Annotated in this window: 10 protein-coding genes and 1 pseudogene; 3 read left to right on the forward strand and 8 right to left on the reverse strand. The window is 69.7% G+C overall.

Annotated elements, in window-relative coordinates:
* The first annotated feature begins 18 nt into the window (after positions 1–18).
* A complete protein-coding gene (locus tag AB0D27_RS03465; protein WP_362501543.1) occupies positions 19–1857 on the forward strand; it encodes a TIM barrel protein in 1839 nt (612 codons plus the stop codon).
* 18 nt (positions 1858–1875) lie between these two features.
* On the opposite strand, the pseudogene AB0D27_RS03470 reads toward AB0D27_RS03465, so the two are convergent.
* Positions 1876–3936: pseudogene (locus AB0D27_RS03470) on the reverse strand (TIM-barrel domain-containing protein); the annotation flags it as partial.
* 928 nt (positions 3937–4864) lie between these two features.
* On the opposite strand from AB0D27_RS03470, the gene AB0D27_RS03475 reads away from it, so the two are divergent.
* Both AB0D27_RS03475 and AB0D27_RS03480 read left to right on the forward strand, forming a co-directional pair.
* A complete protein-coding gene (locus tag AB0D27_RS03475; RefSeq protein ID WP_362501545.1) occupies positions 4865–6349 on the forward strand; it encodes an APC family permease in 1485 nt (494 codons plus the stop codon).
* A gap of 10 nt (positions 6350–6359) precedes the next feature.
* Positions 6360–7322 carry a hypothetical protein gene (locus tag AB0D27_RS03480; RefSeq protein WP_362501547.1) on the forward strand — a complete coding sequence of 321 codons (963 nt, stop codon included), beginning with the start codon at positions 6360–6362 and terminating at the stop codon, positions 7320–7322.
* Between the two features lie 73 nt (positions 7323–7395).
* Here AB0D27_RS03480 and AB0D27_RS03485 read toward each other — a convergent pair whose 3' ends face one another.
* The 7 genes from AB0D27_RS03485 to tal are packed head-to-tail and all read right to left on the reverse strand — an operon-like array spanning position 7396 to position 14795.
* Entirely contained in the window at positions 7396–7851 is a 456-nt protein-coding gene (locus AB0D27_RS03485) for a TerB family tellurite resistance protein (RefSeq protein ID WP_356281276.1), read from the reverse strand.
* Between the two features lie 40 nt (positions 7852–7891).
* Positions 7892–8497, reverse strand: coding sequence for a histidine phosphatase family protein (locus AB0D27_RS03490; RefSeq protein WP_362501549.1), 606 nt, complete (start codon positions 8495–8497; stop codon positions 7892–7894).
* A 7-nt stretch (positions 8498–8504) separates the two neighbouring features.
* Positions 8505–9383 carry a phosphogluconate dehydrogenase (NAD(+)-dependent, decarboxylating) gene (gnd, locus tag AB0D27_RS03495; RefSeq protein ID WP_362501888.1) on the reverse strand — a complete coding sequence of 293 codons (879 nt, stop codon included), beginning with the start codon at positions 9381–9383 and terminating at the stop codon, positions 8505–8507.
* A gap of 16 nt (positions 9384–9399) precedes the next feature.
* Complete coding sequence (gene pgi / locus AB0D27_RS03500) at positions 9400–11085, reverse strand: glucose-6-phosphate isomerase (protein ID WP_362501551.1); 1686 nt, start codon at positions 11083–11085, stop codon at positions 9400–9402.
* A complete protein-coding gene (gene opcA / locus AB0D27_RS03505) occupies positions 11078–12013 on the reverse strand; it encodes a glucose-6-phosphate dehydrogenase assembly protein OpcA (RefSeq protein ID WP_362501553.1) in 936 nt (311 codons plus the stop codon). Before opcA ends, pgi begins: the two co-directional genes overlap by 8 nt.
* Entirely contained in the window at positions 12010–13653 is a 1644-nt protein-coding gene (gene zwf / locus AB0D27_RS03510; RefSeq protein WP_362501555.1) for a glucose-6-phosphate dehydrogenase, read from the reverse strand. Before zwf ends, opcA begins: the two co-directional genes overlap by 4 nt.
* On the reverse strand, positions 13650–14795 hold the full coding sequence (gene tal, locus AB0D27_RS03515) for a transaldolase (protein WP_362501557.1): 1146 nt from the start codon (positions 14793–14795) through the stop codon (positions 13650–13652). Before tal ends, zwf begins: the two co-directional genes overlap by 4 nt.
* Between the last annotated feature and the right edge of the window lie 19 nt (positions 14796–14814).

Below are 14814 nucleotides of genomic sequence, written 5' to 3' on the forward strand. Positions count from 1 at the left end.
GCGTCGAAGGAGCACCTCGTGCGTACGTCCATCGCCACCGTCTCGCTCAGCGGATCCCTGACCGAGAAGCTCACGGCCGCCGCCCGGGCGGGCTTCGACGGCGTCGAGATCTTCGAGAACGACCTGCTCGCGAGCCCCCTCACCCCCGAGGAGATCCGCGCCCGCACCGCCGACCTCGGACTGACCATCGACCTCTACCAGCCGATGCGCGACATCGAGGCCGTGCCCGAGGACGCGTTCGCCCGCAATCTGCGCCGGGCGCGCCACAAGTTCCAGCTGATGCGGCGCCTCGGCGCCGACACCGTGCTGGTCTGCTCCAGCGTCTCGCCACTCACCGTCGACGACGACGCGCTCGCCGCCGAGCAATTGCGCCAACTGTCCGAGCTGGCCCAGGACTTCGGCATCCGGGTGGCGTACGAGGCGCTGGCCTGGGGCCGTCAGGTGAGCACGTACGACCATGCCTGGCGCATCGTCGAGGCCGCCGACCACCCCGCCCTCGGCACCTGTTTGGACAGCTTCCACATCCTCGCCCGGGGCTCCGATCCCCGGGGCATCGAGGACATCCCCGGCGACAAGATCTTCTTCCTGCAGCTGGCCGACGCCCCGCTGATGGCGATGGACGTGCTCCAGTGGAGCCGCCACTACCGCTGCTTCCCGGGGCAGGGCGGCTTCGATATCGCCGGTCTCCTCGGGCATGTGCTGCGCGCCGGATACGAGGGACCTCTCTCCCTCGAGGTCTTCAACGACGTCTTCCGACAGGCCGAGGCCGGACCGACCGCCGTCGACGCCCGGCGCTCCCTCCTCGTCCTGCAGGAAGCGACCGGCCCCGTCCTCCCGAAGGCGAACGGGCCGGTTCCCCCGGAGGCGCCCGCGCTCGCCACACCGCCCGCCCCCGTGGTGCCGACCGGCGTCGCCTTCGCCGAACTCGTCACCCCCGACGTGGCACCCGTCGCCGCGCTCCTCGGCGCCCTCGGTTTCACCCGCGCGGCCCGGCACCGCAGCAAGCCGGTGGACCTCTGGCAGCAGGGCGAGGCCCGTGTCCTGGTCAACACGGGACCGGCCGCCCGGCGCGCCGGCACCGCGCTCGCCGCCATCGGCCTGGAGTCACCGGACCCCGCCGCCGCGGCCCGGCGCGCCGAGGCCCTGCTCGCCCCCGTCCTGCCGCGCCGCCGCGCCCTCGAGGACGCGCCCCTCGACGCGGTCGCCGCCCCCGACGGCACCGAACTGTTCTTCTGCGCCACCGACCGCCCCGAACTGCCCAGCTGGACGGGCGACTTCCAGCCCACAGAACACCGGCCGGACGCGCGCTCGGTGACCCGCATTGACCACCTGGCGCTCACTCAGCCCTGGCACCAGTTCGACGAGGCCGCCCTCTTCCATCGCAGCGTGCTCGGGCTGAGCGCGCAGCAGAGCGTCGATGTCGCCGACCCGTACGGTCTGCACCGCAGCCGCGCCGTCACCAACGCCGACGGCAGCGTCCGCATCGCCCTGAGCGTGGGCCCGGCTCCCACCGACGACGGCGCCCGCGCCCAGCACATCGCCCTCGCCACGGACGACGTGGCCGGTGCCGCCCGCCGCTTCCGCGAGTCGGGCGGCCGTCTGCTGCCGATGCCCGCGAACTACTACGACGACCTGGCCGCACGGTTCGAGTTCACCGACGGCGAGCTGGAGACGTACCGCGAACTCGGCATCCTCTACGACCGCGATCCGGACGGCGAGTTCCGGCACTGCTACACGCAGACCGTCGGCCGCGTCTTCTTCGAACTCGTTCAGCGCGACGGCGGATACCGGGGATACGGCGCGCAGAACGCCCCGGTGCGCCTCGCCGCGCAGCACGCGGTGCGACCGGGGCGTTGACGCGCGGGGCTACCGAGTGAGCCGTACGGAGAACGCGCGGTCCAGCGTGAGGCGCGGCGTCTCGACCGTCGTCGCGCCGGTGTCCGTGTCGTACGACCAGGAGGTACGGGCCAGCGGGCGTCCGTCCAGGAGCACCTGGCGGGGCGCCGACTCTCCGTGCACGGTGAAGCGGTACGAGCGCGAGTCCGGCTTGTCCTGGTAACTGCCCCGGCTCGCACCGACGTTGACATCGGTGGTGCCCGCGCTCGCACGCACCGTCACCCGCTGGGTCGCCGACGCACCCCCGGCGAAGTGCCGGGTCACCCCGTCGTCCTCGTACAGCGTGTAGGCGGTGTTCCCCTTCGGGTACAGGTCCCAGTCCAGCTCGTGCCGGTCGCGGGTCTGCCAACTCATCGTGCCCTTGGGCCACATGGGGACGATCGCGCCGCTCCTCACGAAGAGGGGGAGGGTGTCGAGCGGGGCGTGGTAGCCGTTGACCGTGGTCGGGCCCTGATAGGTGCGGCCCGTCCAGTAGTCGGTCCAGGTGCCCTTGGGGAGATAGATGCCGTCGCGGGTCTCGGAGTCCTGGTAGACCGGGGCGACCAGGAAGTCGGAGCCCGCGAGAAACTCGTACGTGGCGTCCGCACCGAGGGTGTTCGGGTCGTCCGGGTACTCCAGCCACAGCGGACGGACCGCGCCCACGCCCGTCTTCGTCGCCTCGGCGGACAGGGTGTACATGTAGGGGAGCAGGCGCTCCTTCAGCTGGAGGTACTTGCGGTTGATGGAGGTGTACGGCTCACCGTCCAGCCAGGGCTGCTGGTCGGCGGGCTTTCCGGTGCTGATGTCGGAGGCCCAGCCGTCCATCGTCATCATCGCCGGGAGGAACGCCTTCCACTGGAGATCTCGGGCGTACATCTTGGCGTCATGGCGGTAGATGGAGCCCACGTCACCGGTGTTGTACGCGATGCCGGACATGGTCGCCCCGGCGTAGGTCGGAATCTGCCAGCGGATGTAGTCCCACGACAGCTTCTGGTCGCCGCTCCACAGGACACCACAGCGCTGGGCGCCCGCCCAGGAGACCGGGAGCCAGACGAAGCCCCGGGCGTCGCTGTTCTCCTCGATCCCGGCCTTGGCCTTGTCGCACGCGTCGAGCGTGAACTTGTAGCCGTTGCCCACCCAGGCCACGTCCAGCTTGGCCACCCGCTGGCCCGCCCTCACCTGGTCGGCGAGCTTGTCGATGCCGTCCTGGGTCCACAGCCCGAGCTGGGCGTGGTGGTCCTGCAGGCCCTTGGCCGTCTCGGGGAGGTTCTCGTAACCGCAGCCGTAGCCGTCGTTGACGAGCATCCAGCCGAGCGGCATGTCGTGCGAGGTATAGCCGTCGGCGATCTTCAGTGCGTCGAGGGTGTGCCGTTCGCCCCGGTTGGCGTTGTGCAGGTAGCAGTCGGAGTCGCCCGGTTCGAGCCCGTACACCGGCGGCATGAAGGGCTTGCCCACCAGTGCGGTGTACTTTTCGATGACCGTCTTCGCGTCACCGAGGAAGTAGTAGGCGTCCAGCCGTCGTTCCTGCTGCCCGGTCCGTACCGGTGAGCCGAAGTCGTAGACACCGGGCGCGAAGGTGTTGCGGAAGACGCCGTAGCCCGCGCTGGAGAGGTAGAAGGGCTGGGAGTTGTTGTAGCCGCCCTCGTTCCAGTCGAAGCTGTTGGCCACGTACATCGTCCGATCGCGGTGCGAGAAGCTGCCGTTCTGCTCGCCGCCGCCGAAGAACTGCTCGTCCGCGCCGCGCGCCAGGCTCTGCCGCATTCCGCCGGTGGACCAGCGCAGCGGCTTGTCCTCCTGCCAGACGGGCGTGCGATTGTCGGTCTTGTACAGGCCGAAGCGCAGCGGCTTCTTGTAGACCCGCAGGACCGCGTCGGGGGAGCGGATGCCGTAGTACGTGCCCGCGTCGAAGGACGTGGTGTGCTTTTGGAGGGCGGGTTGCTCACGGACGATGGCCGTGCCCGCCGGGTCGTTGAGCGAACCGGACGGGTCGGCCTGGAGGCGCAGTTGGCCGCCCGCCAGGAAGTCGGCCTTCGCCGTGAGCTGTCCGGCCGCGATGGTGTAGCTGCCGTCGCTCCCGCCGAAGGACGTGAGGTCGCCCGCGTCGGTGGTCCGCGGCAGATAGGCCTTGCCGGTGTACGCGTTGTCGTGCACGTCGTACGGCACGACCAGCACGTGGTAGGTACCCGACGCGTTCGGGATCAGCGTGGCCTCGGGGTCGGCGGTGCCCGCGCTGGAGGCGACCTGCTTGCCCGCGTCGTCGTAGACGTACAGGTCGAAGTCGTCGGTGGGGTGCTGCCACTCGATCGAGACCGGTACGCCGCCCTCGGGGTTGTCGGCCCAATACCCGGTGGGCACCGAGACGTTCACGTCGAAGCGGTCGCAGACCTTGTTGTCCGGGTCGTCTGTGGCGGACGGACAGCTCTCGGTACCACCCGACGTGCCCTTGGCGTAGACGGGACTCTGCCAGCTGACGCTCTGGTGGGTGTCGTCGAGAACGGCGCTCGCCGGGGTCGCCGCGAGCGCGGGCCGCGCCGGGGCGCTCAGCACGGTGACGGCCAGCGCGGTGGCGAGCCCCGCCATGGCCCAGGAACGGTGTCGGAGTCTTCGCACGGTACGCATCTCCACTCAAACCAACGGCGTTGTGTTTGCAGGTGCTTGAAATAGCGTCTGTTCGTGCATGTTCAAGCATGAAGGGTGGCCGTTCGTGCAGGTTCATGTCAATGGACCTCGCGGGGAAAGGCCCCGCGGCACGGGCGTACCGGCCCAGTGGCACAGAGGAAGTCCCCAGCGAGCGGCCTCAGTGCGCCGAAATTACCCACCGGTCGACATTGAAGGATCAAGCACCGCCGCTATCATCACAGCACCTGCGGAGCGACCCTCTGCCCGATGACGGTGGTTGTACGGCATCGACCTTCACACCCCCCACTTATCCATGGCGGCGTCGGGCGTGTTCGCCCGTGCGTCGTGCAGGACGGAAAGCAGCGCGAGCATGAGCAACAACAGGGGCAGAGGGCTTCAGGCCAACGCCCTCGGTACGTTCGACACGGTCGTGATGGCGGTCGCGGGCAGCGCCCCCGCGTACTCGCTGGCCGCCACCACCGCAGTCCTCGTCGGCGCGGTCGGCCTGGCCAGCCCGGCGGCGCTGCTGTACTGCGCGATACCCATGCTGGGCATCGCGCTGGCCTTCAGCTACCTCGGCCGGATCGACGTCAACGCGGGCGCCAGCTACTCCTGGGTCGGCCGCACGCTCCACCCCTTCCTCGGCTTCCTCAGCGGCTGGGCCCTGGTGATTTCGGCGACCATCTTCATGGTCGCCGGTTCGCTGCCCGCGGGCTCGATGACGCTCGCCCTCTTCGACGAGGGCCTGGCCGACAGCACCGCGCTCTCCACCGCGGTCGGCGCGGCCTGGTTCCTGGTCATGCTTCTCGTCGTGCTCGGCGGCGCCCGGCTCACCGTCCGGGCGCAGCTGATCATGTCCGGTGTCGAGCTGGCCATCCTGGCCGTCTTCGCCGTCGGCGCCTTCCTGCACAGCGGCAACGCCCGCCCGTTCGACTGGTCCTGGCTCGGCTTCAGCCACTTCGACGGGGTGAGCGGCTTCGCGTCCGGCGCGCTCATCGCCGCGTTCTACTACTGGGGCTGGGACGTCACCAGCAACCTCAGCGAGGAGACGCGGGACAGCCGTCGTACGACGGGACTCGCGGGCCTGATCGGCGTCGGTATCGTCTTCCTGCTCTTCGAGGTGTTCACCATCGCGGTGAACGTCATCCTCACCGACCGGCAGATCCAGGACAACGGCGCCAATGTCCTGGGCGTGCTGGGCGAGGAGATCTGGCCCGGCTGGGGCGGCAAGCTGCTGATCGTGGCCGTGATGCTGTCCACCATCGCCACCTTGGAGACCACGCTCATCCAGGTCACCCGCTCGCTGTTCGCGATGGGCCGCGACCGTACGATGCCGACCGCGCTGGGCCGGGTGCACCGCACGTGGAACACCCCGTGGGTCGCGATCGTCGTGGTCGGGGCGGTGGCCCTGGTGATGTTCGTGACGTCGAACGCCCTCGGCTCGGTCGGCGACATCCTCTCCGACGCCATTGCCGCGATCGGCCTGCAGATCGCCGTCTACTACGGACTGGCCGGCATCGCGGTGGTCGTCGCCTACCGCAAGATGCTGCTGAAGTCCGCGGCCAACTTCCTCTTCGGCGGGCTCTGGCCGTTCCTCGGCGCCCTGTTCATGTTCTGGATCTTCGTCGAGTCGCTGGGCGATCTCAGCGGCGCGTCGATCGCGATCGGCATCGGCGGCATCGCCGTCGGCCTGATCCCCATGCTCTGGTACTGGAAGCGTGGCAGCGACTACTACCGGCCCGCCAAGCTGGACGCCACCCAGGTCGTCGAGACCGAGTACGTCCCCGACGGCTACGGCACCGCGGCGAGCACCGAGCGCTCACGCCGCCACGAGGGTCTCCCCACCGACTTCTGAGAGGGACCCGATGGCGGGCGACCGCTTCACCCCCGACTTCGACCCCGACTGCGGGGACGCACCCCTCACCTCCGCCCGCCAGGACATCGTCATCGGCCGCTGGCAGGGACTGCGGGAACTCCTGCGGGACACCGGCGCCGACTGGTCCGTACGCAGCCACCGCATCCGGCTGCTCGCGCCGGCCTGCGCGGGCAACTCGACGGTCGAGTCCTGGCTGGCCGCCGAACCGCGCAGCGGCGACGCCTTGGTGCTGAGGGCCGCGACCGACGTGGCCCGGGCCTTCAACCTGGCCATCGCCGCGGGCCGGGGCGTGCCCATCGACCGCGATCGCGTCGACCGGGCGGTGCTGGCCTGCATCGAGGCCGCCGAGGCACACCCCGAGGACCCCACCCCCTGGATCTCCCTCATCTCGGTCGCCCGGCTCTACCCCACCGGCGTGCGCCGCCGGGAACTGGGCCGCTGGTGGGACGAGTTGCACGCCCGCGACCCGTACAGCATGGAGGGCCATCTCCAGATCCTGCACTACTACTCGTCACGCTGGCACGGCACCCACGGCCTCATGTACGACTTCGCCCGGGACGCGGCCGGAGTGGCCCCGCCCGGCTGCGCGCTGCCCGTCCTGGCGCAGTTCGCCCGCGTGGAGGAGTACCGCTACATCCTCGACGGGGCCAAGGGCCAGCGCGACGCCGTCGTCGGACTCGGCCAGCACTGGAGCCACGACGCCGCCGCCAGCGACGTACGGCGCACCTGGCAGCGCTGGATCACGGCACGCCCGGACGGCCCGGTGGCCCCCGCGGAGGTGCGCGACCTCAACTATCTGACGCACGCCGCCTGCTACGCCGGTACGGCCGACATCGCCGCCTCGCTGTTCCGGATGATCGGGCGCCGGGCAACCCGGACGCCCTGGTCCTACACGGGGGACCCGGAGAAGGAGTTCGTGAAGTGGCGCAAGCGGCCGTCGCGCGGGGTGTGAGCGGGGATCCCGTGCGGCCCCGGACCCACCCCGCTTGGGCCCGGGGCCGCACGAGGCGGCGAAGCTCCCCCCGTTACAGGTCGAACTCGTGCGGCGGCAGGTCGAGCGCGAAGCACGCCTCCCGCACGACCGCCTGCTCCGTCTTGTCGAAGTCGCCGTCGGCGCCGCCGATGACGATGCCGATCTGGATGACGGCGCGCGCCTCGGCGGGCTTCTTCTTCGCCTTGGCGATCTCCTGGAGAATGCTGACCTTGCCGAAGGCGAAGTCGGCGGTCAGCTTGTTCAGGTTGTCGTCGAAGCGACGGCGCAGGTCGTCGGCGTCGAAGTTCTGCAACACCTCGTTCGTGGCGATGAGCTGGGCGACGCGCTGCCGCTCGGAAGGATCGACGGATCCGTCCGCCGCCGCGACGAGGGCGCACATCGCCATGCTCGCGTCGCGGAAGGCTCCGCTCTTCAGGTCGTTCTTCTTCGCCACGAGTTGGGTCTGCATCGTTGACGCGGACTCCTTGACGCGGTCCCACAGGGCCATGAGAACTCCATATGTTGTGGTGTCGGCAGCACCGTGGAAACTAGCGGACCGGCGGCAAAGTTCCGGCCGCATTCCACTCGGCGATCACGGGACGGCCATGCTCGGTGGAGAGCCGGCTCACCGTGCCGGTCGCGAGCTGGAACAGGCGTCCGTCGGCGGCGGGGAGACCCAGCCGGCGGGCGGTGAGGACGCGCAGGAAATGGGCGTGGGCCACCAGGACCACATCGCCTTGGGCGAGCGCGGGTTCGATACGGGAGAGCACCCGGTCGGCACGCAGTCCTACCTCGGCCGGTGACTCGCCCGGGTGGCCGCCCGGCCCCGGTGGTACACCGTCGTCCCACAGGTACCAGTCGGGCCGTGTGCGGTGGATCTCGACGGTGGTGATGCCCTCGTAGCCGCCGTAGTCCCACTCGTGCAGCTCGGGATCGGGCACGGCGCCGTAGAGACCGGCGAGTTCGGCGGTGCGTATCGCGCGGCCGAGGGGGCTGGTGAGTACGCGAGCGAAGGTGCGTCCGGCGAGGAGCGGGGCGAGGGACTTGGCCTGTTCCTCGCCTCGCTGGGTGAGCGGCAGGTCCGTCCAGCTGGTGTGCTGTCCGGACACGCTCCACTCGGTTTCGCCGTGGCGGACCAGCAGGAGGTCGCCCACGGCCGCCCTACTTCGCCGACTCGACGGCGTGGCCGCCGAACTGGTTGCGCAGCGCGGCGATCATCTTCATCTGCGGCGAGTCGTCCTGTCGCGAGGCGAAGCGCGCGAAGAGCGACGCGGTGATCGCGGGGAGCGGAACCGCGTTGTCGATGGCCGCCTCGACGGTCCAGCGGCCCTCGCCGGAGTCCTCCGCGTAGCCGCGCAGCTTGTCCAGGTGCTCGTCGTCGTCCAGCGCGCCCACGGCGAGGTCCAGCAGCCAGGAGCGGATGACGGTGCCCTCCTGCCAGGAGCGGAAGACCTCGCGCACGTCCGTGACGGAGTCGACTTTCTCCAGGAGCTCCCAGCCCTCGGCGTAGGCCTGCATCATGGCGTACTCGATGCCGTTGTGGACCATCTTCGAGAAGTGGCCCGCGCCGACCTTGCCGGCGTGCACGAAGCCGAAGTCGCCCTCGGGCTTGAGCGCGTCGAAGACCGGCTGCGCCTTGGCTATGTGCTCGGCGTCGCCGCCGACCATGAGCGCGTAGCCGTTCTGCAGTCCCCATACGCCGCCGGAAACGCCGCAGTCGACGAAGCCGATGCCCTTGATGCCCAGCTCCACGGCGTGCTTCTCGTCGTCACTCCAGCGGGAGTTGCCGCCGTCGACGACGGTGTCGCCGGGCTCCAGGAGGTCGCCGAGCTCGTCGATGACGGACTGGGTGGGGGCGCCCGCGGGCACCATCACCCAGACCACGCGCGGGGCCTCGAGCTTGGCCACGAGTTCGGGAAGGCTGTGCACGTCGGCGAGGTCGGGATTGCGGTCGTAGCCGATGACGGTGTGCCCTGCGCGGCGTATCCGCTCGCGCATGTTGCCGCCCATCTTGCCGAGGCCGATGAGGCCCAACTGCATTGCTGTCATATCAGCTTCACTTCTTCCTGAGAGTGCGGTAGGCGGCCACGAGGGCGGCGGTGGAGGAGTCGAGACCGGGCACGTCCGCGCCTTGGGTGAGGGCGGGCTCCACGCGCTTGGCGAGGACCTTGCCGAGTTCGACGCCCCACTGGTCGAAGGAGTCGATGTTCCAGATCGCCCCCTGGACGAACACCTTGTGCTCGTACAGCGCGATCAGCTGGCCGAGGACCGAGGGCGTCAGCTCGCTCGCGAGGATCGTGGTCGTCGGGTGGTCGCCCTTGAACGTCTTGTGCGGCACCAGCTCCTCGGCCACCCCCTCGGCGCGCACCTCGTCCGGCGTCTTGCCGAAGGCGAGGGCCTGCGTCTGCGCGAAGAAGTTCGCCATCAACAGGTCGTGCTGAGCCGCGAGTTCGTCACTGAGCTCGTCGACCGGGTTGACGAAGCCGATGAAGTCGGCCGGGATCAACTTCGTGCCCTGATGGACGAGTTGGTAGTAGGCGTGCTGCCCGTTGGTGCCCGGGGTGCCCCAGACGACGGGGCCGGTCTGCCACTCCACCGGGCGCCCGTCGCGATCCACCGACTTGCCGTTGGACTCCATGTCCAGCTGCTGCAAGTAGGCGGTGAACTTGGACAGGTAGTGCGAGTACGGCAGCACGGCGTGCGACTGGGCGTCGTGGAAGTTGCCGTACCAGATGCCCAGCAGCCCAAGGAGCAAAGGCGCGTTGGCCTCGGCCGGGGCGGTGCGGAAGTGCTCGTCGACGACCCTGAACCCGTCGAGCATCTCGCGGAACCGGTCCGCGCCGATGGCGATCATCAGGGAGAGCCCGATCGCCGAGTCGAACGAGTAGCGCCCGCCGACCCAGTCCCAGAACTCGAACATGTTGGCCGTGTCGATGCCGAAGTCCGACACCTTCTCGGCGTTCGTCGAAAGGGCGACGAAGTGCTTCGCGACCGCCTTCTCTCCCCCACTCTCCAATTCGCTCGAGCGGGAGGCGCCCCCATCGTCCAGCCCCTTCAGGAGCCACGAGCGCGCCGACGTGGCGTTGGTGATCGTCTCGATCGTGGTGAAGGTCTTGGACGCGATGATGAACAGCGTCTCGGCCGGGTCGAGGTCGCGCGTGGCCTCGTGCAGATCGGCCCCGTCGACGTTCGAGACGAAGCGGACCGTCAGCGCGCTGTCCGTGAAGGCCCGCAGCGCCTCGTACGCCATCGCCGGACCGAGGTCCGAGCCGCCGATGCCGATGTTGACGATGTTGCGCATGCGCTTGCCGGTGTGGCCGGTCCATTCACCCGAGCGGACCCGCTCGGCGAAGTCGGCCATCTTGTCCAGCACCGCGTGCACGGCGGGCACGACGTTCTCGCCGTCCACCTCGATCACGGCGTCGCGCGGGGCGCGCAGTGCGGTGTGCAGCACCGGGCGGTCCTCGGTGACGTTGATCTTCTCGCCGCGGAACATGGCGTCGCGCAGCCCGAACACGTCGGTGGCGGTGGCCAGCTCCTGGAGCAGCGCGAGGGTCTCGTCGTTGATCAGATGCTTGGAGTAGTCGATGAGCAGATCGCCGACCCGTACGACGTAACGCTCCGCACGGGCGGGGTCGGCGGCGAACAGCTCACGCAGCCGCGGGTGCAGCAGCCCGCCCGCTCGGTGGTCCTCCAAGGCCACCCACTCCGGACGCCGCGTGAGCTGGGGGGAGTCAGACATGACTGGGGATCTCCTTGGTGCCCTCGCCCCGCAGAGCGATGGCGTACATCTCGTCCGCGTCGAGGCGGCGCAGCTCCTCGGCGATCAGCTCGGAGGTGGAACGCACCTTCAGCGCGAGGGTGCGGGAGGGCTGTCCGGGCAGCGACAGAGTGGCCAGCGGGCCCTCGGGGCGGTCGATGACGATCTCGCCGTTCTCGGTGCCGAGCCGTACGGCGGTCACGACGGGCCCCGCGGTGACGACGCGCTCGACCGTGACCTGGAGGCGGGCTTCCAGCCAGCGGGCCAGCAGTTCGGCGCTGGGGTTGTCGGCCTCGCTCTCGACGGCCCCCGAGATCACCTTCGTACGGGCCTGGTCGAGCGCGGCGGCGAGCATCGAGCGCCACGGCGTCAGCCGGGTCCAGGCCAGGTCGGTGTCGCCCGGCGCGTACGCGGCGGCGCGGGCCTCCAGCGCGACGAGCGGCGCCTCGACGGCGTACATGTCGGTGATCCGGCGCTGCGCGAGGGCGCCCAGCGGGTCCTTGACGGGGACGTCGGGCGCGTCCACCGGCCACCACACCACGACCGGGGCGTCGGGCAGCAGCAGCGGCAGGACCACGGAGTCGGCGTGGTCGGAGACCTCGCCGTACGTCCGCAGCACGACCGTCTCACCGGTGCCCGCGTCCGAACCGACACGCACCTCCGCGTCCAGGCGGGAGTTGGTGCGGTCGCGCGGGGTGCGGGCGACCCGCTTGATGACGACCAGGGTGCGCGAGGGGTGCTCGAGGGAGGCCTCCTCGGCCGCCTTGATCGAGTCGTAGGCGTTCTCCTCGTCGGTGACGATGACCATCGTCAGGACCATGCCCACGGCGGGAGTGCCGATGGCTCGGCGCCCCTGCACGAGCGCCTTGTTGATCTTGCTTGCCGTGGTGTCGGTCAGGTCGATCTTCATGGCCTGCGCCAGCTCCGTCCGTCTCGTGCGAGCATCTCGTCGGCTTCCTTCGGGCCCCAACTGCCCGAGGGGTACTGCGCGGGCTTGCCGTGCGTGTCCCAGTACCCCTCGATCGGGTCGAGGATCTTCCAGGACTCTTCCACCTCAAGGTGGCGGGGGAAGAGATTGGCGTCGCCGAGCAGGACATCCAGGATCAGCCGTTCGTACGCTTCCGGGCTGGACTCGGTGAACGACTCGCCGTACGCGAAGTCCATGGTGACGTCCCGGATCTCCATCGACGTACCCGGCACCTTGGATCCGAAGCGCACCGTCATGCCCTCGTCGGGCTGGACGCGGACGACGATCGCGTTCGCGCCGAGCTCCTCGGTGGCGGTCGAGTCGAAGGGGGAGTGGGGTGCGCGCTGGAAGACCACCGCGATCTCCGTCACCCGTCGGCCCAGGCGCTTGCCCGTGCGCAGATAGAAGGGGACGCCCGCCCAACGCCGGTTGTCGACCCCCAGCTTGACGGCGGCATACGTGTCGGTCGTCGACTCGGGGTCGATGCCGTCCTCCTGCAGGTAGCCCCGCACCTTCTCGCCGCCCTGCCAGCCTGCCGCGTACTGTCCGCGCACGGTGTGCTCGCCCAGGTTCTCCGGCAGCCTTACGGCCCTGAGGACCTTGAGCTTCTCGGTGAGCAGCGACTCGGCGTCGAAGGCGGCCGGCTCCTCCATGGCGGTCAGGGCCATCAGCTGGAGGAGGTGATTCTGGATCACATCCCGGGCGGAGCCGATGCCGTCGTAGTAGCCGGCCCGGCCGCCGATGCCGATGTCCTCGGCCATGGTGATCTGGACGTGGTCGACGTACGACCGGTTCCAGATGGGTTCGTACATCTGGTTGGCGAAGCGGAGGGCCAGGATGTTCTGGACGGTCTCCTTGCCGAGGTAGTGGTCGATGCGGAAGACCTGGTCCGGGTCGAACACCTCGTGCACGATCTTGTTCAGCTCGCGCGCGCTGGCCAGGTCGTGGCCGAACGGCTTTTCGATGACCGCGCGCCGCCAGGAACCCTCCGGCCCATCCGCGAGCCCGTGCTTCTTGAGCTGCTGGACGACCTTCGGGAAGAACTTCGGGGGTACGGAGAGATAGAAGGCGTAGTTGCCACTGGTCCCCCGGGAGGAGTCCAACTCCTCGACGGCCCCACGCAGTTGCTCGAAGGCATCGTCGTCGTCGAAGTCGCCCGGAATGAACCGCATGCCCTCGGCGAGCTGCTGCCAGACCTCCTCGCGGAACTCCGTACGGGAGTGCTCGCGCACCGAGTCGTGCACCACCTGCGCGAAGTCCTGGTCCTCCCACTCGCGGCGGGCGAACCCGAGGAGCGAGAAGCCCGGCGGCAGCAGACCCCGATTGGCGAGGTCGTAGACGGCAGGCATCAGCTTCTTGCGGGCCAGGTCGCCGGTGACGCCGAAGATGACGAGACCGGAGGGGCCCGCGATACGGGGGAGGCGGCGGTCGCGGGGGTCGCGGAGGGGATTGTGCCAGTCGAGAGCCGCGGTGATGGCGCGTTCGACGGCGCTCACGCCGGCCGGTTCCACGGCCGTGTCACCAGATCCTTCCGGCGCGGCGGCCGCATCCTGCGCGGCGCTGTCGGGAAGCGCTTCACTCATTCCCCCTCAGCTCCCTTGCCACGCAGCGAGGTCGCCACCGCGTCCAGCAGATCCTCCCAGGCCGCCTCGAACTTCGAGACGCCCTCGTCCTCCAGCTGCTTCACGACCTCGTCGTAGGAGATCCCGAGCGCCTCCACGGCCGCCAGTTCGGCGCGGGCCTGAGCGTAGCCGCCGGTCACCGAGTCGCCGTGGATGTCGCCGTGGTCGGCGGTGGCGTCGAGGGTCGCCTGCGGCATGGTGTTCACCGTGCCCGGCGCGACCAGCTCGTCGACGTACAGCGTGTCCTTGTACGCGGGGTTCTTGACGCCCGTCGAGGCCCACAGGGGACGCTGCTTGTGGGCGCCTGCCGGGGCGAGGGCGGTCCAGCGGGCGCCCCCGAAGACGTCCTCGTACGCCTCGTAGGCGAGCCGGGCGTTGGCGAGCGCCGCCTTGCCCTGGAGCGCGAGCGCCTCGTCCGTGCCGACCTTCGCCAGCCGCTTGTCGATCTCGCTGTCGACGCGGGAGACGAAGAAGGACGCGACGGAGTGGATGCCGGCGAGGTCGATGCCCGCGGCCCGCGCCTTCTCCAGGCCGGCCAGATAGGCGTCCATCACCTCGCGGTAGCGCTCCAGCGAGAAGATCAGCGTGACGTTGACGCTGATGCCGAGGCCGATGACCTCGGTGATCGCCGGAAGGCCGGCCTTCGTCGCGGGGATCTTGATCATCACGTTCGGGCGGTCGACGAGCCAGGCGAGCTGCTTGGCCTCGGCGATGGTCGCCTCGGAGCGGTGGGCGAGGCGCGGGTCGACCTCGATGGAGACCCGGCCGTCACGGCCACCGGTCGCGTCGTACACCGGGCGCAGGATGTCGGCGGCGGCGCGCACGTCCGCCGTCGTCATCATCCGGACGGCCTCGTCGACCGTCACACCGCGCACGGCGAGGTCGGCCAGCTGCTCCTCGTAGCCCGCTCCGGAGCCGATGGCGGCCTGGAAGATGGAGGGGTTGGTGGTAACGCCCACCACGTGCTTGGTCGCGACGAGTCCGGCGAGATTGCCGGACGCGATCCGCTTGCGGGAGAGATCGTCCAGCCAGATGGAGACGCCTTCGTCGGAGAGGCGCTTGAGGGGTACCGCGGTCGCGGTTGTTTCGGTCACAGTGATCATCTTCCTTTGTGCGAACGGA

The sequence above is a fragment of the Streptomyces sp. NPDC048415 genome (assembly GCF_040651675.1).
Taxonomy (GTDB): domain Bacteria; phylum Actinomycetota; class Actinomycetes; order Streptomycetales; family Streptomycetaceae; genus Streptomyces.